Below are 24,345 nucleotides of genomic sequence, written 5' to 3' on the forward strand. Positions count from 1 at the left end.
GACACAGAGTTCACTGAGGGGTGAAACAAAACTCAACCCGGATACGGCTGGACTTCTTCTTTACCTTCTTTGAGAGCCGCTTCTGCCATTTTATGGGCATCTTCTCCTAAATACCTTTCGATCAGGTAATGGGCGAGGTAGATCAAAGGTGTGATCCCTATCGCTATGAAGATCTTGTATCCGAAGTTGGTATAAGAGATGGAATTTAGAGTTTGGAAATCGTACGTTCCCCAATACGCCACAAAGATCACGACATAAGAATCCAAAAGCTGGGAGAAGATGGTAGAACCGGTCGCTCTCAGCCAAAGAAATTTGTTTTTAGTCCTCTTACGGATCAAATGAAAAACTTGGATGTCTACAAGCTGGCCGATCAAGTAGGCCACGATCGAACCTGTGATCACTTGCCCGGTATTAAAGAATACTACCTGAAAGGAATGGTCGTCCACGGGGGAATTCCCTGCTGCCGGAATGGCCATGTCTAATTGAAGAAGAAAAAAAGCTAAAACGATCATTACCATTCCGACTAAAGTTAGGTATCTAACACCTCTTCTTCCATAATACTCATTCAAAAGGTCCGTTACGATAAACGTAATGGGGAAGGGAATCACACCCAAAGTCATGGTCAACGCCTTGTTCCCGATCAAAACTTGAAACCATTTGGAACCAGTCACCTCCGCCATCAAAAGGAAGGTAATGAAGATGGAACCTAAAACGAAAAATAGTTTGAAGGGTCGGTGAAACTGCATCTGTGGAAAAATCTTGCGATTTCGGTGTCTGTCAATCAAAGAACAGGAGGGATTCCCACAAACGTTTGACAGACTGATTCATTATAAATCATTGGAAGACAGTCGGTGCTTTACTTTTAGCCCCCGCGATTCGATAAATATATAGAGATCAAATGAATCCAAACGATGAACCTTACACCCCAGAGGACCTAATCCGTCCTGTGCCATACCAACCTAAAAAACAACCTCTCTGGCAAACAAGCCTAGTGAGCCTGACCTGGTTTGTACTTTCCGGAATTTCTTTTTATCTAGGACTCCAGGCTTTAAAGGCGGATCCTAAACCTGTATCGGTCCAATCCGGGACGGAACAGGTGGCATTCCAAAATACTACACTAAAATCGGACCTGGCCCCTTCGGAGGGGGTCTGGGAATCTTGGAAGAAATGGTGGAACTCCGACAATCCTTCTTCCGAGTCGGATGGAACTTCTAACCCAGTCAGTATTTCTGAGCCTGAATCCGAAGACGATCCTGCTTTTAGGGCTTCTACTTGGTTTTCCGACTATGAAGCGATGAAACGTACTGTTCATCTGTACAATGAGATCCATCCGTTTATTTATGGATTCAAAGGAAGAGAGACGAATAACGGAGATCTATATTCTCTTTGGGGATCCGCTCAAAAACATGCGCGTGTTGCGGAACTCAAATCTCTAAATCCAAAAGTTAAGATCATCCCTACGATCTTCCGTTGGGAAAATAAGAACGAGAAGATCTCCGAGAATATAGGCCTAAACGGACGTAACGATATCAGAGACAAACATATCCAGAACATACTGTACGAAGTAGACACGTACGGTTTCGACGGTATCGATATCGATTACGAAGGAATGAGCTGCGAAAAAAAAGAGAAGTTTGAGGAGTTCATCGTTCTTCTTTCCAAAGAGATCCACAAACGTGGTAAACTTCTTTCCGTTGCAGTTCATCCTAAAACTGCCGCTAAAAAGTCTGGCCTAAAAGTATGTAAGGGTTTAAAAGAAAAAATTAATATGGACTTTGCCGAGAATTGGAGAGGTCCGATGACCCACGATTACGCTTTTTTGGCAAAACACGCGGACCGTGTAAAGGTGATGGCTTACGAACTTCATCCTCGTAAGTATAGAAACCCGGGACCTGGACCTCAAGCTCCGAATGTTTGGATCAGAAATATCATCACTTATGCAAAAGAAAGAGTTCCTGCCAAAAAATTGTATATGGCAATCCCAACGTACGGATACGATTGGGCTCTGAATTGTAATGCAAAGATCAAGTCCGTCTATTGGTCGGATGCTTTAAAGCGCCAACAATTAGGTGTGACAAAACAGCCTACGAATATCAGCCAAGTTTTAGCGGATAATAAAAACTCCGGTTCTTGGACGAATCTTTCCAAGTTTAGCTGGGTTCACGAAGGTAAAACTTACGAGGATCCAAGTATTTGGTACAAATCCGAAGGTTGTGACCGAGTAGCATTCTTCATGAACAGAAAAGCTTTCGAAGAGAAAATGACCTTATTACGATCTTATGATATAGGCGGATTTTCTTTCTGGCAATTATTGTCCGATAACGATCCGGGTATCAATGATTATCTAGAGTTACTTGTGACAAATAAACTTCCTCCCGTTCCAAAGGCGAAACAACCTGTGGTTCCGAATCCTGACGTAAAACAAACTCCTCCGGAGGAAAGTCAGGAAGAGGCCAAAAATACAGAGGATCTTGTCAAAAAATAAACCGACAATCATCACGGATGATCCTTCCCTTGCCGCAAAAGTATTAAAAGAGGGAGGGATCGTTTTATTCCCCACAGAGACTGTATACGGTCTTGGTGCAGACTCAAGAAATCTTCCTGCTTGTTTAGAAATTTATAAAATAAAAAACCGCCCTGCGGATAATCCTCTCATCGTTCATTTAGGAAATCCGGCTCTCATTCCCGATATTGGAGAAGTTCCGGAAACTGCAAAAATCCTCATCAGGCAATGTATGCCCGGACCTTTAAGTTTGGTATTAAAGAAGAAGGATAAGTCCGTTTTTTCTACCGGACTGACTACGATTGCGGTTAGAGTTCCTTCTCACCCAAAAGTTTTGGAAATGCTTTCTTATTTTGGAGGACCGGTGTCCGCTCCTTCCGCAAATCTTTCGGGACAACCTTCTATCACAAGATTGGATGATGCGATCTCCGAGTTTGACGGAAAGGTAGATCTGATCTTAAAAGGTACGGAACCCGAAATAGGTTTAGAATCGACAGTTGTGGATTTTTCCGTTTCTCCGCCGAAACTCCTTCGACCGGGATATTTTGGCTGGGAAGAATTACATAAATATGTTCCGGATCTAGAAAACTACAGCGAGTTAAAGGAAGGGGAATCTCCTTCTAGTCCCGGACTAAAATACAAACATTATGCACCCAAAGCCAAGGTAATCTTTACGCACAATCAAACTCCTGACAGAGAATCTGCGGCCATCGGGATCGGATTAACCAGAGGTTGGAAATTCGCTTTGGATCTGCGAAACAACTCGGAATATATGAAAAATTTATATTCGTTTTTTCGAGATTGTGATCGTCTTGGAGTTTCTAAAATTTACTGTTTTCCGCCTGCAAATTCTTCCGGTAAAGAAGCACTCTTAAACAGAATTCTGAAGGCACAAGAGTAGCGCAGGTTCACACAGAGCCCACTAAGTTCACGGAGAATTTTATAAAGGTTGCAACTCTGTGATCTTCGTGTTCTCCGTGCGAAACAAATTAAATATTAGATAATTGTTGAGCGATTTCGGATAGATGTAGGACTTCCAGCGGGTTTTGCTTCTTCTCCGTGTTCAGTCTGGAAAAGAAAGAGAACTTGGAAAGCTGCATTCCCGGTTTTAGATCTTGGACTAAATCCTTCCAGTTATAAGTTCCCGGCAGATAACGCACATCTATCTTTTTGGATTTCAATTCTTCTTTCAGATTTTGTAATGTATCTAAAAAGGAATCGCAAGAGTCTAAGAAACCGGACTTACGGAAAGTTTCTCCGGAGAAAATCCTCCCTTCTCCATATTTTTGTTCCAAATCCTGAAAGCTTGTTTTGCGGGATTCAATCACTCGGTTATAAAATAGATCCCTGGATCTCAAAACTTCTTTTTTTAAGAACTGCTCCGACTTAGGGGAAAGTTTGCCGTATTCGGATAGAATATCTCTGTGAGGGTAAAAACCGATCCTTTCTTTTTGGACACCGAATTTTTCGTAGAGTTTTTTCAATTCGAATCTCATCATCACTGCACCTATGGAGCCAACTATCGAATAAGGTGTTCCATGGATTTTTTTAGTCGCACAGGAGAGATAATATCCGCCGGAAGCGGCAACATTCAATACGTATGTGATGACCGGCTTTTTCTCGGAAAGTTTTTTGATCTCTCTATATAATAGTTCAGAGACAAGCGCGCTACCCCCTGGAGAGTTCATTTCCAGGACAACAGCAGCTATCTTCGGATCTTCCTTTAAGTCCTTAATAATTTCCTGATAGTATCGGAAGGAGACTTGCCTGGAACTGAAATCTTCTTCTCTTCCTAAATCCGGTAGAATATTTCCTTGGACAGGAAGAACGGCAACGATCGGAACCGGTTTAGAGATCAAAGTGAAATTGGATTTTTTATGGTAAACTCTGAAACCTTTGGGGCTTAGTTTTTTGTATTTAGGTTTATCCGTTTCCTTCTCTTTTTTATAGTCCTCGAATAAATAGTTTTCTTCAAAATCGTCTTCTTCTACGAATTCAGTGAGAAATCCGATTTTTTTAAGTTTTTCAGCGCTTAAAATCGGCTCTTCTAAAACTTTTAGATCTAAATTGGAGGACTTCTTAAACTCCTGCGAAAGTAGGTCTTTATAATCTCCGAGTAAAGCTTCTAAATTTTTTCGTGCAGGAGCGGAGAAGGATGTCCTTTGGAAAGTTTCTCCGAATGATTTGAATGCTCCGCTTGCATACGTTTCGACAGCCACACCGAACTTTTTAGCTGACCCGCCGAAAAAGTAGGGTTCTGCGGAAGGAAGTATAGGAAAGAATTCGGATGCGGAAGAAGAATATCTGTATTTACATTGAGAGAGTAAAAGTAATGCTTTTGTTCCTCCACCTAAACAGAAACCGGAAGTCTCAATTCCTTTTTCGTTTAATGTTTGGATCGACTTACAGATATTCCAAACTTCTCCAAATCCGTATTCGGGATTAGAAATATGGAAAGAAACTTTTTTTAAACCCGGGACCTTAGTTAAAGCCTTCAGTCCTAATAAAAAATCCACTAAGAAGGGAGCTTCTTCTTTCGAGACCAACAGTTTTACGAAAAAAGATTTTTTATCAAAGGAGAAAGAAGGGGGAATTTCCATATAGAAATGATCTCCCTTGCGAATGGTCCAGGATAAGATCCTAATTCCTTGGAACAAAATCCGGATCGGTAAAAAAACAAGAGAGAATAGAATTCTAAACATTGGGAAATCCTTTTGGCGACCAAAGTAAAACGGACATTTATTCCGGAAAACGTAAAATTACGGAAGGAAAACCGCTTTTCAGCCTGGCTTTCCGGAAATTATCTGAAACCTAAGAGAGGGTTAATCGTTTGGATCATATCCGCATCCGAGGAGCTCGGGAGCATAATCTTAAAAATATCAATGTGGATATTCCGCGGGACAAACTCGTGGTTATCACCGGACTTTCCGGTTCCGGTAAATCTTCTCTTGCATTCGATACGATCTATGCGGAAGGACAGAGAAGATATGTCGAAAGTCTCTCCGCGTATGCCAGACAATTTTTGGGCCAGATGGAAAAACCGGATCTGGACCTGATCGAAGGCCTTTCTCCTGCGATTTCTATTGAGCAAAAGACCACTCATCGAAACCCTAGATCCACTGTAGGAACTGTAACGGAGATCTACGATTACCTGCGTCTTCTTTACGCGAGGGTAGGAAAACCCCATTGTCCGATTTGTGGAACCCCCATCCAATCTCTCTCCATTGATCAAATCACCGAAAGGATCCTCAATTTTCCGGAAGGAACTAAGATCCAGATTTTAGCTCCTATCGTTTCCGGCAAGAAGGGGGAGCATAAGGATGTTCTGGAGAAGATTAGAAAGGACGGATTTAACAGAATACGATTAAACGGTGAGATCAAAACTTTGGACGAAGAGATCGTTCTGAAAAAAAGTTTTAAGGCAACGATTGAGATCGTAGTGGATCGTCTTGTGATCAAGGACGGAATCCGTTCTCGTTTGACCGATTCGGTGGAGACCGCTCTCAAACAATCGGAAGGGATCCTTCTCATGGACGACGGAAAGAAGGATCATACATTCTCCCAGAAACTTTCCTGTCCGAATCACCCGGAAGAATCTTTGCCGGAACTCTCTCCTAGATTATTTTCCTTCAACTCACCGTTCGGCGCCTGCGAAACCTGCGACGGACTTGGGAGCCTTTTGGAATTCGACGAGGATCTTTTAATTACGGATTCTGAACTTTCTCTCGTAGAAGGTTGTATAGAAGCCTGGGCAGGAGCAAAAAGTAATAGTTACTGGTTTTTAACAACCGTACATTCTTTGGCTAAAAAATTAAAATTCGATTATAATACCGCATGGAAGGATCTTCCTAAAAAGGTGAGAGACACCATTCTGTATGGAGACAAAAATCTCAAAATAGATTACGATTTTAGAAATGAAAAATCGCATTACGAATTCAGTAGAGAATTCGAAGGTGTGATCCCGAACTTAAAAAGAAGATATAAAGAAGGTTCGGAAGCAAGACGCCAGCAGTTGGAAGGATATATGACAAATCATCATTGTCCTGCCTGTGAAGGAAAACGTTTGAAACCCGTTAGCCTTCATGTGGAAGTAAACGGTCTGACCATCGACAAGTTCTCCGCTTTCAGTGTGGAAAAGGGATTAGAATTCGTAAAATCCATGAAGCCTAAGGGAAGCGAAGAAGTTATCGCAAGACCGATCTTGAAGGAAATCCAACAAAGACTTACCTTTTTGAACGATGTGGGGGTCGGGTACTTAAGTTTGGAACGTGCTGCTGGAACTCTTTCCGGCGGAGAGGCGCAAAGGATCAGGCTTGCTACTCAGATCGGATCTAGACTACAAGGTGTATTATATATTTTAGATGAACCTTCGATCGGTCTTCACCAAAGAGATAATACAAAATTGGTCAATACTCTCAAAGAACTGAGAGATCTTGGAAACACAGTTTTAGTCGTTGAGCACGATCAGGAAACAATGGAAGAGGCGGACTGGTTGATCGACATGGGACCTGGCGCGGGGGTTCATGGTGGAACAATCGTTTGTTCCGGAACTCCGGAAGAAGTTGCCAAAAACAAAAATTCGCTTACGGGTAAGTTTTTATCCGGCAAAGAATTTATCCCGATCCCTAAGACTGTGAGACCGGGGAATGGGAAAAAGCTCAAGATCGTAAACGCAAAAGAAAATAATCTGAAAAACGTAAGTGTCGAGATCCCTCTTGGAAAATTGATCGTGGTGACCGGTGTATCCGGTTCAGGAAAGTCCACTCTGATCAACGATATCTTATATAACGCAGCGGCTCATAAAGTAATGAAGGTGAGAACCGTTTGGGGAAAACATGAGAAGATCACTGGATTGGAAGAAATAGATAAGATCATCAATATTGACCAATCACCGATCGGACGAACTCCTAGATCTAACCCGGCTACTTATACGGGACTTTTTACCGTGGTTCGCGACATGTTTGCTCAGTTAGAAGAATCCAAACTCCGAGGCTATTCTCCGGGAAGATTCAGCTTTAATGTGAGCGGGGGAAGATGCGAGACTTGCGAGGGAGACGGTATCCTAAAAATAGAGATGCATTTCCTTCCGGATGTGTACGTTACCTGCGATGTTTGTAAGGGGAAACGGTACAACCAAGAAACTTTAGAAGTTCGTTATAAAGGCAAAAATATCTATGAGATCTTGGAGATGACTGTCGAGGATTCGATCCCATTCTTCGAAAATATTCCTGCATTAAAACGAAAACTGGAAACCTTGGACGAAGTTGGATTAGGTTATATCAAACTAGGACAGCCGGCCACTACATTCTCCGGCGGTGAAGCACAAAGGATCAAATTGGCTTCCGAATTATCCAAAAGACCTACCGGAAAAACATTATATATTTTGGACGAACCCACGACCGGACTTCATTTCGAAGATGTTCGGCATTTGATGAGTGTTTTACATACGCTTGTGGATCGCGGAAATTCGATGATCGTGATCGAACATAATCTGGATGTGATCAAACAGGCGGATTGGATCATAGATTTGGGGCCCGAAGGAGGGGATGGAGGCGGCAAAATTATCGCAGAAGGAACTCCCGCAGAGGTCGCAAAGATCAAAGAATCATTCACCGGACAATATCTGAAAAAAGTTTTAGGAAATTCTGGAAAGAAGGCTGGTTAAATTTTCCTAAGATGAAAGAACTAAGAGAGAAACTTTCTTCCTTTCCTCCGGGAGAATTTAGATCCGTTTATAAATCCGTTTTGCCTATTATTGCGAAGGCAGGATTACTCAATGCCTTAAAAGACGGCGGATTCAGAGCATTTCACGAAAAGTTAATATTTCTTCCTTCTTTCCCTCACGGGATCGGGGTGGGGGTAGGGCTCATGGCCCAAACCAATGTGGCCGGAAAGATCTTGAAACTCGTACTCGGTTCCGAAGAGGGAGCTTCTATCAATGAAAAAGCCAGAAATTTAGCCTTAGAACTTCAGGATCGATTAGTAAACGGTCTTGGGATCATAGGGCTTGGAGTGAGCGAACCAGGCTGGATGGGAAAACTCACCAATCTTAAATCTTCGGCAAAAATACTGCCTAACGGCGAAATTGAATTAAATTTTCATAAAGGTTTCGTGACTAACGGAGCCGACGCAGAAGGTTACTTGGTCGTTGCCAAGGAAGAGGAGAAAAATCGGTTCGGAGTATTTTTTATCCCCAGAGATTTTCCCGGTTTAAACATCGAGGAAGTGTATCTAGATGTCGCACGAGAAGCCACTCATTGTAAGATCACGGGCGAAAATTTCAAACTACCGTCTCATTATCATTTTATAGAGGATTATACCAAATTAGGGGCCGATATCCATCTTTCCGAAATGTTGTCCGCTGCCGTTCTATTCTGTGGTGCGATTCGTAAAATTGTTTCCGATTTAAGTCAGGGAAGCGAATCCAGAGAAAGATTTTCAGTTTTAGGGAAACTCTGGGACCTAAGCGGACTTCTCTACGGAAAATGCCTAGAAATTTCCGACAAGAAGGACAAGGACCCGAATTATAAAATAGAAGAAGATCATCCGTACGGGTACGAAGCGATTTTGGATGAATGTATTTCCATTTTGGAATCCATCCCTAACTTCGATCATAAAAAAGAATATCCTGACCTGGGTCTTTTTTGCACTATCCACCCTGCCAGAAGCCCGGTTTATATTAAGAACAGGCTCAAGCAGTCTAAAAGTTGGAGAAAATTCGGGAATCTTTAATGATGATGAGCCGGATGGTCATGAGTATGGTGGTGATGTCCCCATTCTTCCGAATTAATATCATGTAAGGTTTTTGCAATGATCCCATCAATTGTATGAGTGGTAGTCGGGTCTTCCAATTGCAAATAGATCTGTTCGAACTTCCATTCGCTTCTCAATAGTTCGTAGGCTTCCTTTAGGATCTTTTTATGATCGGATCCGTTTATAATTTGTATTCTAAATGCACAAGCATGGATCCCTTTTGTTAACGTCCAGGTGTGAGCAGAAAGAATAGAATCCACTCCTTTGATATGCAACAGATCCTTTTTCAAATGATCCCATTCATCAAAGGTGGGAGAAGATTCCAAAAGGATCAAAAGACTTTCCTTCAAGATGACAATGGCAGCCCTTAAGATAAAGATAGAAAGCGCCAAACTGAGCAGTGGATCGATCCATGTCCAATCAAAGAGTCGGATCAAAATTGCTCCTACTAAAACAGCAATCGTTCCGAATAGATCATTCAAAACATGAAGGTAAGCCGTCCTTAAATTGATATTATCTGCGGATATCCTTTTTAATAGCCAAACAGAGATCAGATTAAGGCCGATGGTTCCTAAACTGAAAATCAGCATGGATTCGGTGCCAATTTCTTCCTGATGACGGAATCTTTGGATAGCTTCGTATATGATAAAAATAGAAATTCCTGAGATCAAAATGGAATTTAGAAATGCTGCAAATACTTCCACTCTGAAAAATCCGAAGTTCATCTTTGCATTCGGTTTTTTGTCTGAGACTAAAACTGCAAATATACTCAATAAAAAGGCGAATGAATCCGAGATCACATGACCAGCATCCGCTAGAAGTGCCAGACTTTTACTTTGAGCGGAACCGAATATTTCCCAGGAAAAGATCCCAATGGAAAGTAAGAATGCAAAAACTAAACTACGTAATGTATTCTTTCTTTTGGGACGAAGGATTGCTTGCCTCCCAAAAGGTTCGAAATTAGAAGATGAAGGATTGTTTTTTTCCAAGAAATAGAAGCCTATTTTAGTGACTCTTTCCGCTCTGGGGTTCTAGAACGATATCCACTCTTCTATTCAAGGAACGGTTTTCAGGAGTATCATTGGAAACGATCGGTTGGTGTTCTCCATATCCTGCTACGGAGAAGTTCCTTGCGTCTAAATTTTTACTCTCTAATAAAAATCGAACTACGGAAAGCGCTCTTTCCGTTGATAACTGCCAGTTATCGTTAAATTTTTTATTACGTATCGGAATATTATCCGTATGGCCTTCTACAATGATCAGGTTACCCGGATATTTTACCAGGATCTCTTTGATCTTGTCCAAAGCTGGAAAGATCTGTTTTTTCAATTCGGCTGAGCCTGAATCAAAAGAGATCTGATCGTCTATATTGATGACTAGTCTATTATGAAAACGTTTTACTCGGATCTGGCCCTTGGCAATCTCACCGGATAGTTTGGATTCTAGTTCGGTTGCTTGTTCCGCTAAACGATTTAATTCTCTTTTTTGATCTTCATTTAGATTTTTGAGTTTGGAAAGATTATCTTCTAATTCTTTGATCCTTGCTTCCAGACCTGCAATTTTGGACTCATATTCTCTTTTGAGTTCATCCATTTTCCGGATACAACCCAGTCTTTCTTTTTCAAGTTCGGACTTTAATTCGGAGAGGAGTTCCTGGTATTTTTTGGACTGCTTTTCGTTCTCTTCTATCAGTTCTTTTTCTTTATTTCCACTTTTGGCTTTTAGAAGAGCGATCTGGTTTTCCAAAGCACGGATCTGCTCAGCTGAAATTTCTTTGTCTCTTTCTCTGAAGGATTTTTCGCCTGCGAGCTGCTCTTCCAAATTTTGGATCCTGGCATCTAGGCTTAGTTTTTCCTTTTTAGAGTTTTCGGTCTCGTTTCTATAACGAAGTCTAAGAGAATCCAACTCAATTCTCAAGGTGGCGTTCTCATTAAAGAGTTTGTTGTATTCCCAAGGGAAATAAAATGCGTCTGAAAACAGCGGCAAAGAAAATAAGAATAGAAGAACGGGAGTAAGTCGTAAAAGAGAAGGTTTCATAGTCGGATAGGGGGAACTAGGTTCTATTCTAAGGCTGCAAGCCCCCAGTCAAATGAAAAACTCTTGTACCAAAAAGCAGGAAATTCATTGAACCGATGAATTCTATCAGGATTCTGTCATAGGGGGAGGTTGCCTATATGGACGAAACAAATAGCACGAAGGAAATTTCTTCCCTGAAGGCAAATCCGCAATCCGCAGACTGGATGGATTTTTTCCTCGAAAAGATAGAAAAAAAGGACAATAAGTTCTTACTCGACTTCACTTCTTCCAATCACCCGGCGGATATAGCCGAGGTCCTGGAAAAGCTGGATATTAACGAAGCATTCTACGTATTTAAACTTTGTGATTCCGAACAGCAGTCCGAAATTTTAGTCGAGTTCGACGAGGATAGGCAGGCAGATCTGATCTCCCGCCTGAATATGAAGGAGATCTCTCCTATCGTCGAAAATCTGGAACCGGACGACGTTACAAATCTGATCTCTGAGATCCCCAAGGCAAAAGCCGAGGAAATCCTGAACTCTTTGGATCGGGAAGATTCTTCTCAGATCCGAAAACAGCTGAATTTTAGGGAATATACTGCCGGTCGTTTGATGACGACCGAATTTGCATCCGCGTATGAGACCGACACGGTCAGAAAAGCGATCATCAAATTAAGAAGGGTCGCCAAAGAGACGGACGATATCTACCTTCTTTATGTTACCGACGCGGAAAATCATTTAAAAGGTTTTATCAGACTCAAGGACCTATTTCTTGCACCTCTTAACCAGAAAGTGAGTCGGCTTGTAAAAGAGGAAGTATTCTCCATACATTATGATACGGACCAGGAAGAAGTTGCCCGAATATTCAGGAAATACGACTTAGTTTCCGCGGCAGTGGTTGACGATCTGGATAGGATCATAGGCAGGATCACGGTAGACGATATCTTGGATATCGTTCAGGAAGAAGCGTCCGAGGACATTTTGCGGATGGGGGGTGTTTCAGAGGAAGAACGGTTGAATACTTCCATCTGGGATTCCATTCGAAGGAGATTGACCTGGCTTGTGATCAATCTAGGAACCGCCGTGGTAGCTGCGTCTACAGTCGCTCTTTTCGAAGACACAATCCAATCCTTTGTATTACTTGCGAGCCTAATGCCGATCGTAGCCGGGATGGGGGGAAATGCCGGCACCCAATCCATTACTGTAGTCGTACGAAATATCGCTACGGGCGATTTGAGCCAATCCAACTGGACGGTTGGTTTTCGAAAAGAAGGGATCATAGGTTTAATCAACGGTCTCACGATCGGTTCGATCACAGGACTTGCCGTATTTTTTTATACGGGAAAACTTGCCTTGGCGATTGTTATCTTTTTGGCGATGCTCGCAAATCTGATCGTAGCAGCCATTGTAGGAGCTTGTATCCCTATGTTACTAAAAGTAGTCGGGATCGATCCTGCAATTGCATCTTCCATATTTGTAACAACTACCACGGATGTGTTCGGCTTCTTTTGTTTCTTGGGGCTTGCCACACTATTCTTGCAATATTTGGTATAGTTGGAATATTCGCATAAAATCATAGATTTCCTCGTATAGGAGAGGCCAATGTTTCGCGTTTCGGTTTTCCGAATTTTTTTAGTCGGTTTTGCGGTTCTGTTTTGTTTATACTTTATTTCCTGCATTAGCGCCGGAGGACCAAGCACCCAAACTCCGGAAACTCCTAAGGGAGAGATCCTCCCCAATCCAGCCGGAGAAAACGAGGAGATCATAGACGAAGACGGTAAAGAAGTGAAGATCACCTCCACTGATCCTATTTCTTTCCAGAGCCAGTCCAAAGACAGTGCGGAATATTTTCGAGTGTATATTACAAGCGACTCTTACCAGGTTCGCCAGATTAGAGGTTCCAAATATATCCGCAGAAAAGTGGATAAGGGAGGAGATGCACTCATCAGTGAAGAATTAGTAAAATATAATAGGATCAATTTCAGCGACGATGGGATTATATTAGTGATCCTGAACGGAAACACGGGTGCCGTCGAAACGATCCGTTTTAATACAAGAGTTCCGAGAATAAACAATTTAGCCAAGATCATCCAGAATGATGTGACCCGTTGGTCTATGGAACATTCGGAGGAAAAGCCGGTGGTAACTAAATACCAGATCCACTATACGATCAAATTGGAAAATAAATCCAATACCACCAGAGACACGGTTAAGGAAGAACTGAAGGGAGAGGTAAAGAAGAGATAATTTTTTCCCTTCAACTTCTTATACTGTACAGATAGATACGTAGTTTAGGTATAAAAATGAAAGCAATCGTATATGAAAATTATGGGTCCCCGGATGTTCTTCAAATTAAAGAAGTAGAAAAGCCTAATCCTAAAGAAAACGAGATCTTAATAAAGGTTCGGACTGCTTCCGTAAATGCGGCTGATTGGCGAATGATGAGGGCTGATCCTTTTTTAGTACGCTTATATGCAGGGCTTTTTAAACCTAAAAAAATCTCCATATTAGGTGCAGATGTTGCCGGGACTGTCGAGGCAGTGGGCAGGAATATTACGAAATTCCGCCCAGGTGACGACGTATTCGGAGATGTTTCTGCAAGCGGCTTCGGCGCGTTCGCAGAATACAAATGTAGTAAAGAGGATGAGTTCGTTTTAAAACCGTCTAACTTGTCCTTCGAGGATGTAGCGGCTTTACCTTTGGCTGGAATGACTGCCTTGCACTCTATACGAGATTTCGGTAAGGTCCAATCCGGACAAAAAGTTCTGATTAACGGTGCTTCCGGAGGAGTAGGAACTTTTGCGATACAGCTCGCGAAATATTTCGGGGCCGAAGTGACGGCAGTTTGTAGTACTTCTAAAAAGGATACCGCTGTATCTTTAGGAGCAGATCACGTTATCGACTACACGAAGGAAGATTTCACTCGGAACGGAAAAAAATACGATCTAATACTTGGTGTTAATGGGTTTCATTCCATTTTCGAATACAAAAATAGTTTAACTCCCAAAGGGCGATACGTTATGGCTGGAGGAGGGACGGCTCAACTCTTCCAAGCTTTACTTCTGGGACCGTTTCTTTCACTTTTTAGTGATCGTAAGATCGTGACTGCTTCTTCTCAGCCGAATCAAAAGGACCTTATTTTTCTGTCAGAACTTCTGCAATCCGGAAAGATCAAATCCGTCATCGATAGACGATATACGTTGGACGAAGTTCCGGAAGCGGTACGTTATGTTGAAGAAGGCCATGCAGGCGGTAAAGTAATCATTCAAGTGAGTTCCTAACTTTCCGCCGATTCGAAAATTCCTCTTTCGATAGAAATTCCAAGTCTTTCTAGCATTCCCGGCATATCGAATCCTTCTTTTTGGTAGGATGCTAAAACTTCCTTTTTAGCGTTGGAAATTGCATCTTCATTTTCCCAAACGGCTACAGTCACAAATTGGATCTCATCTGCGCTTTTTTCACGGATGTAAGCCGAATCTTGCAGAAAACCGGGAAGATTTTTGATCAAGCTTCGATTCACCTTGACTCTTCTGAAAAATTCTTCCTCGGCTTTTTTAGGAACGATAAACGTATCGATCAGGACTTTTTGCATTCTTATTCTCCTTCTGGAAAAAGAATACTCCATCCAGGAAATCTAAAATTGTAAAAATTCAGAATTTTACCAGTAGGGAGTCGAAAGTTTAAAAAACCGTTTCGGAGTCTCGTCAGTAAAAGTTTTAAAATCCTTAATAAAATGGGCCTGGTCAAAATATCCGGATTCCTGAGCGAGATCCGTAAAATTGATCTTAGAAGAGTAGGAATCTATAATATTTCGCATTCTTACGAGGTTTGATAATTGTTTAGGACTGGTCCCGATCACTTCTCTAAATCTTTTTTCATACGAATCTCTACTGATTGGCATTCCTTTTAGCAAATCTGCGATCTTTAGATTTCCATTCGATTTTCTGATCCTATGGACAGAATCCAGAATTAGTTTGTCTTCTTTCGACCCGACCCATTCAGAAATTAGGAATTTTTCGATTATGGAGATTTTTTCAAGATTCGTTTTTGTGTGAAAAAGTCTCTGTTCCGTTTCCCGTACCTTCTTCGCAGAAATCAAATAATCCAAAGATAGATTCAATTCGAATAAATTGTGAAGTGGTTCTTTGAGAAAATTGACAGCTCCACCTTCTTTAAAAATTACAAGTAGAGTAGACGTGTTTTTGGAATATTCGATCAACCTAGGATTACGTCTTAGTCCCGCAATTCCGGAATTAGGAAGAATACTCTCTCGATCTCCTTCTTTGTGACTGATTTTACCCTTAAGCCTGAAGGAGATCACTAAGGAAGACCCGGGTAAAATTTTATTCCGCATTCCGGTATCACTTCCTATGATCAGGTACTGGCGGATATACGGTTGTAAATTTTTACTCGGTAAAAATGTCTCAACATTCACACAAATATACTTCTTCTACATCGAAAACTCTCAAGCAAAAAATCGGATCTTTCTAATTTCCCAAATTAATCCGGAGGCAAGTCCCAACACGATGGAAAGAAGCACCCAGTCGGAAGATATTTTTTGAAAACCGAATAACCGAAGGCTAAATTCGAACTGAAAACTTGCGATCAACGCGGAAGCCGCTAAAAAGAAAACCCAGAATACGCTAGAATGTAAAGATCTCAAAATGGAGATGAATCCTCCTTTATGAGTTAAATTCGTAAGCATCAGACTGAAATTAGATACAACAAGAAAAATAAAACCGAAAGATCGGATCTCATTCTCGTTATAACCTTTTTGTTTCATCCAGAAATATAAGGTTAATAATAAAATTAGGACCATTATCCCTTGCAAAAAGGAGAGGGAGAATTTGGAAATAGTAAGTAAATCCGAATTTTTTCTCCTTGGACTGGAATAACGATCCCCTTTTTCCAGCTCCAACGACTCAAAAACGATGGAACAAATTGGATCTACTATCAACTCCAAGACCATAATATGTGCCGGAAAAAAGAAAAGCGGATCTCCAGTGAAAGCCGGTAATAGAGACATTCCTATGATAGGCACGTGAACCGAAAGAATATAAGAGATACTTTTTTGTATATTCTCGTAGATCCTTCTTCCTAAAAATACGGATTTCACAATAGAGGAAAAATTATCATCCAATAGTACCAGATCGGAAGCTTCTCTTGCTACGTCGGTTCCCCTTTTTCCCATAGAGACCCCAATATGAGCCGCTTGCAATGCAAGAGCGTCATTTACTCCATCTCCAGTCATTGCGACGATCTCTCCCTTTTTTTGAAATCCTCTGACTATCTTTAATTTTTGTGCAGGTTTGATCCGCGAAAATATCCCAACGGTATCTAATTTAGAATCCAATTCTTCTTCAGTGAGTTTTTCCAGTTCGTCTCCGGTTATACTTTCAGTATGTCCTTCTAATCCAATTTTAGAAGCTACGGCTTTAGCAGTTCCCGCATGATCTCCCGTAATAATAATGATCCTTATCCCTGCTTTAATACATTCTGAGACTGAAGCAGGGACAGTTTCTCGGACCGGATCCTCGAGTAAGATCAAACCTAAAAATTCAAATTCCAGATCATGTTGGTTTTCAGGAAGAGAAGAATTTGAAATTTTCGATCTTGCCACTCCGATCGCTCTATATCCTTGGAGGGAATAAGTTTCCGTGACCTTCTCCCAGTGTTCTGTTCTTTCCATAGAAAAATGGCAAAGATCAAAGATCGCTTCCGGTGCTCCTTTCGTACCGATCACGAATGTGCCCGGATCTTCCGAATTCCAGGCGTAACTAAGTGCAAGTAATTTGGGGGAAAGTGGATATTCCTTTTCTAACGTCCAATTTGCATGAAGATGTTCGGTATCGTATAGAAGATTGATCCCTAATTCTTGGATCGCTTTCTCCATAGGGTCGAAAGGATCTTTTTTGGAGGCAAGAATGGAGAATTCCAATAGAAGATGAAATTCTTCCTCGACTTCCGGAGTATTAAATTCAAATAAACTATTTTCAGCGGAAGAAATTAAACCTTTCACCTTCATTTGGTTTTCGGTCAAGGTCCCTGTTTTATCCACGCACAGTACAGTCGCCGCCCCAAGTGATTCTATAGAGCTCAGGTTCCTTGCCAAAACTCCGCTTTTGGAAATTCTCCAAGCTCCTAAGGAAAAAAATATGCTTAGTACTACTGGAATTTCTTCCGGCATTACCGCCATTAAGAACGTAAGCGCCGCTAAAAAGGCCTGCATCCAATTTCCGTTCCGTATTCCGAGACCATATATTAGAAAAACGGAAAATACCAAAGCTCCTAAAAAAAAGAATGTAGTAAATCTTTTGGCTTCCTTTTGGAGAGGGCTTTCCGATTCGGAAATTTCACCCATTTCTTTTCCGATAGAGCCGAGAGATGTGGAGTCTCCCGTAAATAATACTTTAATGATACCTTCTCCGGAGACAACCTTGGTTCCCGAAAACAATTTTTGGAATTCGGAAAAAGGTCCGGGACTGTAGAAATCCGTTTCTTCTTTTAAGACCGGAACAGATTCTCCGGTCAAAAGAGATTCGTCGGCATGCAGATTTAATCCATCTACCAAATACCCGTCGGCCGGAACTTTATCTCCTTCGGATAAAAATATAAGATCTCCGGGAACGATTAGGGACGAATCTATCTCAATTTTTTTCCCCTCTCTTATCACCTTCGCCTTTTGAGGGGAAAGTTTTCTAAGAGATTCCAAGGCCCGTTCCGATTTATTCCTCTGGTAGATGGTTAGAGAAATAACTGCAATCACACCGATAGAGAGTGCGGCTGCTTCATCTAAGTCCCCGAGTAAGGCGTAAATAAAACCGCATGCCAGTAGTAAGGATAGCATCGGTTCGGAAAGAATAGAAAGACTGATCCTCCAAAAGGAGGTTTTTTTTAACTTGGACTCATTTGGTCCAAACTTTTGGAGAAGTTTGGAGGCTTCCGAAAAACTTAAACCTTGATAAACAATCTCCTGGGTTGGGGGCATAGAATAGAAATTGCTATAATCTACTCCACTTTGGCAAGACCTTTCTTAGCAAAGTGGAGTAACGAGAAGTCTATGATCTTTTGGAATGGGTCCTGGTATTCCAGCCGAACAGGGAATAAATTGGACACCAACCGACAATTCCCGTTGCAAGTATAACGAAACCCACCGCGAAAATCGCAAGCTTGTACAGATCCTCTATATAAAAAGCCCAGGTAATTAAGGAAGTACCCAATACCACTCTGAAAGCTCTATCCCAAAAGTTTGAATTTATAAATTTCATATGGAACACCTATTGATCGTATCTCGACTAGAAATATTCTTACTTTCTTAAATCCTTGTCAATGATTGGACGGATGCGGATCCGTTCTTAAGAGCTGATAATTATCAGGTATAAATTCCTTTTTACAATTTCGATCCATCTGAAATACATGTAAAAGATTTATGAAAAAAATCCTGATCACCGGTGGAGCCGGATATATCGGCTCTCACATGAATAAATATCTCCACAAACTAGGCGTGGACACGGTTGTATTCGATAATCTTTCCAACGGTCATGAAAAAGCGGTCAAATGGGGAAAGTTTTTCAAGGGAGATCTATTAGAAAAGGCCGACCTGGATCGAGTATTTTCGGAACACGAGTTTGAAGCGGTCATTCATTTTGCCGCGCTTGCATACGTGGGAGAATCGGTCACCGATCCTCAAAAATATTATATCAATAATGTTGTGGGAACTCTCCAACTATTGGAAGTAATGAAAAAATATGGTGTCAAATACTTCATATTTTCTTCTACATGCGCTACGTACGGAGCCGTGACAGAAGTTCCGATCTTGGAGACCACACCCCAAGATCCGATCAACCCATACGGACAATCCAAGTTGATGATCGAAAAAATTTTGGCCGACTATTCGCGCGCGTACGATCTGAAATTTGTTGCTCTTCGCTATTTTAATGCTTCCGGCTCCGACTTGGATATCGGAGAAGAACATGACCCGGAGACTCATCTTCTTCCGATCGTAATTGAAAAAGCATTAGGAAAAAGAGATTCTCTTACTGTGAACGGAAATGATTACGATACACAGGACGGAACGGCGGTCCGAGATTATATCCATGTAATGGATTTAGCCCAGGCACATTATCTTGGTTTGGAATATCTAAAAAAAGGCGGGTTATCCGACTTTTTCAATTTAGGGACCGGGCAAGGGTTTTCCATTTTGGAAATTATTAAAACAGTGGAAAAGATCTCGGGAATGCAGATCCCGTACAAGATCGGACCAAGAAGAGAAGGGGATCCTGCAAAATTGATCGCAGACAATACGAAAGCTAAAAAGGTTTTGGGTTGGGATCCTAAATTCGCGAAGATAGAGGATATAGTTTCGAGCGCCTGGGAATTTCACAAAAACCATTCTCATTAAAAAGAAAAGGCTTCTTCTCCGTCGGGAGAAGAAGCCGGAAAGATCGGTTAATAGTGATTAAAATTCCGCCGTTTCGTTCTCTTCAATGACGGACCACGCACCCGTAATCTTATTCAATTTATATTTGTAAGTTAACTGTTTTCCACAGGTGCTTACACTTCTATTTAGATTACGTGTTCTTAATACGGTTCCATTCAATTTCAGATCGAAATCCAACGCTGTCCCAAAACAATTCGAGTTATACAATTCCACTGTGAACTCATGTTCTGAACCGACACTCATTGCATTATTCAGATTGATCTCAGGTCCCGTATAAATATCCGCCTCCGGATTTGTGGAGAAGAACTCCTGCCCATCCATTAGGAAACGGACCTTATCATCCACTTTTCCGAGTTTTGCAGTGAATACCTGAGGATTTTCGGAATAAGTAGCTTCACAATCCCGTTGGTCATACACGGTTGTATAACTCATTTTAGCAACAGATCTGTCCTTCAGATAGTTTAATGTATAAGCGATAGGAACTCCAGGGTTTGCAGCGGAATAATTTGCCGCTTCCGGATTCGCTAAGAAATTACGGATTGCTTGGTACATACTTCCCGGAGTAGCGGAATCAGCCGCGCTGATCGGGGCAAGGGCCAGACCTGCATTCCCGCCTCTTACGAAATACGCGATCCTAGTCCTGTCTAAGACCTGTTCATGAGTGACGGAAACTTCTCCACCGATCGGAGGAACGGGAGAAACCGCGGAAAGAATCCCAGGATCCCAAGCGACTTCCAATGCGGTTTTGACTTGGAGTGCGGTATATTCGGATTCCAAAAGGAAATACACCACTCTTCCGTAAGATACTTTAGAAACATATAATGGAGGATTATTTGCAGCGATCTGTCCTTCCGGATCTTGGAAATTCGCTCCGTCCTTAAATACGGAAGTAGAAAGTGTAGGATCTTCGAAGTTTACGTCGTAGAACTTCTGGGTAAACTTCATCAGTATATAATTCTTTTTACCCAGATTGTCGATCCCAAGGCTGACTTTTAGGCCCACATCGGAGAAACGTGCGTCCAATCCGAGATTGAATAGTAAATGATTTTCGTTATACACCTGCTCTACACTGAAGGAAGCGTCCGCCGCAGTTCCGACAACATCCGTGGATAGAATATCTTGGATCCCTTGTTGTATATTAGAAGCACTTACTTGTGCTAATTCTTTAGAGTAGATCGCGTTCGGGCTAAGTTTCAGACCGGTAAGGAAAATTTTACCTCCGGATCTTGGGATGGTAACCGGAGTATAACCTCCCGCTTCTAAAAATTTACCTTGTAATAAGGCCCCAGGGTAGATCACTTCGGAGCCTTGATTTAGAATGGCCCGATCCACAAGGCTTCTCACCTCGGAGGCTCCCCACTTTGTGGTGGTGCAAGCGTAATGGCCTGTCTTTGATTCCGGAACAGGAATCCCTGCAGGGAAAGGAGTAATCGCTTCCCTACTGGAAGAAGAAAGAGCCTGCCCATAGGAGGGTTCCGTATACAATTCGCCTGCATCCGCGATCTTAAGTGCTCCTGGACCGGTTTCTTCCACTTGTTTGGAAGAGCCCGAGCCCGCTAAAAACCCAAACAAACCGCTTAAGTTAGATTGATTCGGGGAACAGCTCGCTAAGTAACCGGCAGTTAAAGCCACTGCTACAGAAGGTTTGATCCAATTTTTCACTATCTTCATTCTTTCAAAATACCTTGTATTCTATTTCAAACTCCCACAGATTTATCTGCCCAAATTTTTGTAGCAAGCGCTAAAATAAAATCATGAGATTTTTATTTATTATTAAATTATAATATATAAGAAGAATTAAGAACGATATGTAAGTCTTCTTGATATAAAGTAAGAGAAGGTTTAAAATATAAGTAGGATTTAAGTGCTTATTTTTAGGGGGATTTTTGAATGAAAAATTCGATTAAAGAGGAGTTAAGGAAAGAAGAATTCGGGAAGCTGCGGACCTTCGATCCGGGAGACAGAATAAGAAGATCCGCAGATATATATTATTTTTTTATAAAGGTCAAAAAATGTTCCACTTCTTTTTTTGATCCTACTACGAATGTTGTCCTTTCGTGAAGTTCTTCCGGTTCCAGATCAAGGATCCTTTTACCTTCCACTGTCACAGCCATTCCGCCCGCTTGTTCGGCGATTAGTGCCATGGGTGCAACTTCGTATAAAAGTCTAAGCTTTCCTTTCGGATATTTGGAAGATTTGGTATCGTTCGGGTATAAGAAGATCCCACCTTTCAATAAGTTTCTATGGAAGTCGGCTACAAGCGAACCTATATAACGTAAAGATTGAGGTTTACGTCCCCCTTCGATGGACTTGATGTTTCGGATATAATTTTTCACTTCATCCGACCAGTAGTCGTAGTTCCCTTCATTGATGGAATAGATCCCTCCCGATTCGGGCATTTTCATTTCGGGATGAGAAAGAATAAATTCTCCACAGGATGGATCTAATGTAAATCCGGAGACTCCTTTTCCGACACAAAGTACAAGCATGGTAGAAGATCCGTAAACGATGTAACCTGCTGCTCTTTGTTTAGATCCTTTTTGTAAAAGATCTTCCTTAGTTCCCGGAGTTCCTTGGGGAGAAATTCTCAAATGAACCGAAAAAATAGTACCAATGGAAACGTTTGCATCAATATTGGAAGAACCATCCAAGGGATCGATTGCGATCGTATATTTTCCGATCTTGTATCCCGTCGGGATAGTGATGATCTCTTCCTGTTCTTCGCTTCCCATCACACATAAATGCCCGCAACGAGTGAGTGTATGCGTAAAGATCTTGTCCGCGTATTCGTCCAGTTTCATGACTGTTTCACCCTGGACATTGGTTTGGTCGGTGGAGCCCAGAATATTTTCCAAAAGACCGGCTTTTCGAACTTCTCTAGAAACAATTTTTGCGGCGTATACGAGATGGCTCATGAGTGCCGTAAAATCCCCTGTTGCTTGGGGAAGTTTGAGTTGTTCCTCGATTAAATATTGGGAAAGACTCATTAATTGGGTAGGGTGGGCGCTCACGATGGGTTCTCCTTTTTGCTTTTTAGCTATACCGGATATAAAATCGCTCCTAAGCAGGTTGACAAGCCTGAAAAAATCGGTTTTTCGCAGGGTATCCGGTCGATATTTCTAAAAGAGATGGAAACAACGAATCAAAGGCCGCCGATCCCGGATGTATTCGAAGAATTTACGAATCAGTTCTTACGAGACGTTAAAAATTCACTCAGCACGGAAATGGTGCTGACCCATTTTTATTTCCAGGACTTGTCCCAGTATTTCAAACTATTGGGAGAACAAAAATCGGGAGAAATTTTAGAAGAATTAAAATCTGTGATCCAAGCCCATCTTCGGCCGTATGATAAATTGTACGTTCTGAATTCCAGGTCTTTCTTAACCTTTTGTCCCGATTGTAGATTGGATATCGTAAAAAGTAGATTCGACGAAGTTATCTTCCAAGTGAATCATCTCATCATAGACTATGAGATTAAATTTTTAGAATTCACAGAACCTTTGGATTCCTTCCAACCTGTTTACGAAAAATTACTCAAAGCCCATTTCTAAAATTTCCGTAAGGACCGTTTCGCACAGAGAACACTGAGTTCACGAAGAATTGTACGTATCAAATGTGTACCTAACTCGGTGCTCTCTGTGGGCTCCATGCGAAAATAAATTAAATCTCTCCTAAAAAAACTCTATCGAGAAAATGAACGGTTGTACCGTAAATGAAAACGTATGGGAGGAGAAGATGAAAGACAGGGCAAAACGATTTAAGGATACCTTGGAACGTTATATCAACTACCGCGGAATAGATATCATTCTCACTCTAAAAGACGGAACCGTGATCGAGCTGGATAAAAATAGAAAAATGAACGGTGACGTGGTGATCAAAAACGGCGACTTCGGAATAGAAGCAGAAATCGAGATTTCTTCCATCCAAAAAGCGGATTTTTTTGCAGCGTAAATCATTCTTTAGTTCTTGTCCGACCTAATTTTATAGACTACAATTTTTCCCTTCGAGCGGGAGGAATTATGGAAGCGATAGGATTGATCTTCTTGGCCGGCTTTGTCGGAACCGTTTGTATGTCTCTTTCGATGTGGTCCATTCACTATGCAGGCTCCGTCAACGCGGATATGATCCGAGCCGTAGGAAGTTTTTTCACAAAGGATATGAATAGGGCCTTAGTCCCTGGGATAGTGACTCATATTCTCGTCGGGATCATATTTGCATTTCCCTATGCTTTCTTGATCAATCTAGCCCCTCATATTTTAATCGCTTCTATTGTAACAGGAGGGGCAGTGGGATTCTTCCATGGATATTTGGTAGGATTTCTTTTGGTGGTATTAGTCGCGAGAAATCACCCATTAGAACAATTTAGAGAAGCAGGGATCAGTGTAGCTGCAGCTCACGTTTTCGGCCATTTGATTTATGGAGTTGGGCTTGGAGTCATACTTGGTTTATACGGATACGGTTGGACCTCCATTTTGGCCATATAAGGTCATTTCGTGGATTTCTAAGTTTCGGACCTGAAAATCGGCCAAATGGCCTTGACTTCCCACCTAGTCAACAGAAATTAGTAAATACGGGGACTTTTGTCCTCAGACTCCGGACCTCTGTTCTTGCAGTGGGTCGGTATCGTTTTTTTT

General features: G+C 41.6%; 21 protein-coding genes. 11 read left to right on the forward strand and 10 right to left on the reverse strand.

What is annotated here, in order from left to right; genetic code table 11:
• Positions 1–32: 32 nt before the first annotated feature.
• Positions 33–746: a queuosine precursor transporter gene (locus AB3N61_RS08460; protein ID WP_020768437.1), complete on the reverse strand. Its 714-nt coding sequence runs from the start codon at positions 744–746 to the stop codon at positions 33–35.
• Between the two features lie 152 nt (positions 747–898).
• Here AB3N61_RS08460 and AB3N61_RS08465 point away from each other — a divergent pair, with 152 nt between their 5' ends.
• Both AB3N61_RS08465 and AB3N61_RS08470 read left to right on the forward strand, forming a co-directional pair.
• On the forward strand, positions 899–2,485 hold the full coding sequence (locus tag AB3N61_RS08465) for a glycosyl hydrolase family 18 protein (protein ID WP_367897325.1): 1,587 nt from the start codon (positions 899–901) through the stop codon (positions 2,483–2,485).
• Entirely contained in the window at positions 2,472–3,404 is a 933-nt protein-coding gene (locus tag AB3N61_RS08470; protein WP_367897326.1) for an L-threonylcarbamoyladenylate synthase, read from the forward strand. The genes AB3N61_RS08465 and AB3N61_RS08470 overlap by 14 nt, the downstream gene beginning before the upstream one ends.
• Before the next feature lie 88 nt (positions 3,405–3,492).
• Here the strand turns inward: AB3N61_RS08470 and AB3N61_RS08475 are convergent, their stop codons facing one another.
• Entirely contained in the window at positions 3,493–5,205 is a 1,713-nt protein-coding gene (locus tag AB3N61_RS08475; protein WP_367897327.1) for a S49 family peptidase, read from the reverse strand.
• Positions 5,206–5,333: 128 nt separating this feature from the next.
• Here AB3N61_RS08475 and uvrA point away from each other — a divergent pair, with 128 nt between their 5' ends.
• Together uvrA and AB3N61_RS08485 are read left to right on the forward strand one after the other, a co-directional pair.
• Positions 5,334–8,168: an excinuclease ABC subunit UvrA gene (gene uvrA, locus AB3N61_RS08480; protein ID WP_367897328.1), complete on the forward strand. Its 2,835-nt coding sequence runs from the start codon at positions 5,334–5,336 to the stop codon at positions 8,166–8,168.
• Between the two features lie 11 nt (positions 8,169–8,179).
• Positions 8,180–9,235, forward strand: coding sequence for an acyl-CoA dehydrogenase family protein (locus AB3N61_RS08485; RefSeq protein WP_367897329.1), 1,056 nt, complete (start codon positions 8,180–8,182; stop codon positions 9,233–9,235).
• Here the strand turns inward: AB3N61_RS08485 and AB3N61_RS08490 are convergent.
• A complete protein-coding gene (locus AB3N61_RS08490; protein ID WP_367897330.1) occupies positions 9,232–10,245 on the reverse strand; it encodes a cation diffusion facilitator family transporter in 1,014 nt (337 codons plus the stop codon). The two genes, AB3N61_RS08485 and AB3N61_RS08490, sit on opposite strands and share 4 nt — an antisense overlap.
• A 16-nt stretch (positions 10,246–10,261) precedes the next feature.
• Positions 10,262–11,293: a flagellar motor protein MotB gene (locus AB3N61_RS08495; protein WP_020768011.1), complete on the reverse strand. Its 1,032-nt coding sequence runs from the start codon at positions 11,291–11,293 to the stop codon at positions 10,262–10,264.
• A gap of 137 nt (positions 11,294–11,430) precedes the next feature.
• Between AB3N61_RS08495 and mgtE the strand changes: the two genes are divergently transcribed.
• The 3 genes from mgtE to AB3N61_RS08510 are packed head-to-tail and all read left to right on the forward strand — an operon-like array spanning position 11,431 to position 14,552.
• The gene (mgtE, locus tag AB3N61_RS08500) at positions 11,431–12,825 is read left to right on the forward strand and encodes a magnesium transporter (RefSeq protein ID WP_367897331.1); all 1,395 of its coding nucleotides are present in this window, start codon (positions 11,431–11,433) and stop codon (positions 12,823–12,825) included.
• A gap of 48 nt (positions 12,826–12,873) precedes the next feature.
• Positions 12,874–13,518 carry an LA_2219 family laminin/E-cadherin/plasminogen-binding protein gene (locus AB3N61_RS08505; protein ID WP_367897332.1) on the forward strand — a complete coding sequence of 215 codons (645 nt, stop codon included), beginning with the start codon at positions 12,874–12,876 and terminating at the stop codon, positions 13,516–13,518.
• A 56-nt stretch (positions 13,519–13,574) separates the two neighbouring features.
• The gene (locus tag AB3N61_RS08510; protein WP_367897333.1) at positions 13,575–14,552 is read left to right on the forward strand and encodes an NAD(P)-dependent alcohol dehydrogenase; all 978 of its coding nucleotides are present in this window, start codon (positions 13,575–13,577) and stop codon (positions 14,550–14,552) included.
• Here the strand turns inward: AB3N61_RS08510 and AB3N61_RS08515 are convergent.
• From AB3N61_RS08515 to AB3N61_RS08530, 4 genes are all read right to left on the reverse strand, one after another.
• Positions 14,549–14,863, reverse strand: a complete 315-nt coding sequence (locus AB3N61_RS08515) for an antibiotic biosynthesis monooxygenase family protein (protein ID WP_367897334.1) — start codon at positions 14,861–14,863, stop codon at positions 14,549–14,551. The two genes, AB3N61_RS08510 and AB3N61_RS08515, sit on opposite strands and share 4 nt — an antisense overlap.
• A gap of 66 nt (positions 14,864–14,929) precedes the next feature.
• Positions 14,930–15,706 carry a helix-turn-helix domain-containing protein gene (locus tag AB3N61_RS08520; RefSeq protein WP_367897335.1) on the reverse strand — a complete coding sequence of 259 codons (777 nt, stop codon included), beginning with the start codon at positions 15,704–15,706 and terminating at the stop codon, positions 14,930–14,932.
• Positions 15,707–15,736: 30 nt separating this feature from the next.
• Positions 15,737–18,259 (reverse strand): cation-translocating P-type ATPase, encoded by a 2,523-nt coding sequence (locus AB3N61_RS08525; protein ID WP_020768344.1) that lies wholly within the window; start codon positions 18,257–18,259, stop codon positions 15,737–15,739.
• Positions 18,260–18,329: 70 nt separating this feature from the next.
• On the reverse strand, positions 18,330–18,539 hold the full coding sequence (locus AB3N61_RS08530; RefSeq protein ID WP_020768359.1) for a DUF2892 domain-containing protein: 210 nt from the start codon (positions 18,537–18,539) through the stop codon (positions 18,330–18,332).
• 161 nt (positions 18,540–18,700) lie between these two features.
• On the opposite strand from AB3N61_RS08530, the gene galE reads away from it, so the two are divergent.
• Entirely contained in the window at positions 18,701–19,672 is a 972-nt protein-coding gene (galE, locus tag AB3N61_RS08535) for a UDP-glucose 4-epimerase GalE (RefSeq protein WP_367897336.1), read from the forward strand.
• 57 nt (positions 19,673–19,729) lie between these two features.
• Here the strand turns inward: galE and AB3N61_RS08540 are convergent, their stop codons facing one another.
• Positions 19,730–21,382, reverse strand: a complete 1,653-nt coding sequence (locus AB3N61_RS08540) for a thiol-activated cytolysin family protein (RefSeq protein ID WP_367897337.1) — start codon at positions 21,380–21,382, stop codon at positions 19,730–19,732.
• A 317-nt stretch (positions 21,383–21,699) separates the two neighbouring features.
• Positions 21,700–22,722, reverse strand: coding sequence for a class 1 fructose-bisphosphatase (gene fbp, locus AB3N61_RS08545; RefSeq protein ID WP_367897338.1), 1,023 nt, complete (start codon positions 22,720–22,722; stop codon positions 21,700–21,702).
• A gap of 117 nt (positions 22,723–22,839) precedes the next feature.
• Here fbp and AB3N61_RS08550 point away from each other — a divergent pair, with 117 nt between their 5' ends.
• The 3 genes from AB3N61_RS08550 to AB3N61_RS08560 all read left to right on the forward strand — a co-directional run bounded on the left by AB3N61_RS08550 (position 22,840) and on the right by AB3N61_RS08560 (position 24,195).
• Positions 22,840–23,262: a hypothetical protein gene (locus AB3N61_RS08550; RefSeq protein ID WP_036088840.1), complete on the forward strand. Its 423-nt coding sequence runs from the start codon at positions 22,840–22,842 to the stop codon at positions 23,260–23,262.
• Positions 23,263–23,404: 142 nt separating this feature from the next.
• Entirely contained in the window at positions 23,405–23,662 is a 258-nt protein-coding gene (locus tag AB3N61_RS08555; RefSeq protein ID WP_020768026.1) for a hypothetical protein, read from the forward strand.
• Between the two features lie 68 nt (positions 23,663–23,730).
• Entirely contained in the window at positions 23,731–24,195 is a 465-nt protein-coding gene (locus tag AB3N61_RS08560; RefSeq protein WP_367897339.1) for a hypothetical protein, read from the forward strand.
• The last annotated feature ends 150 nt before the right edge of the window (positions 24,196–24,345 follow it).

The sequence above is a fragment of the Leptospira sp. WS58.C1 genome, from assembly GCF_040833995.1.
GTDB lineage: Bacteria > Spirochaetota > Leptospiria > Leptospirales > Leptospiraceae > Leptospira_B > Leptospira_B cinconiae.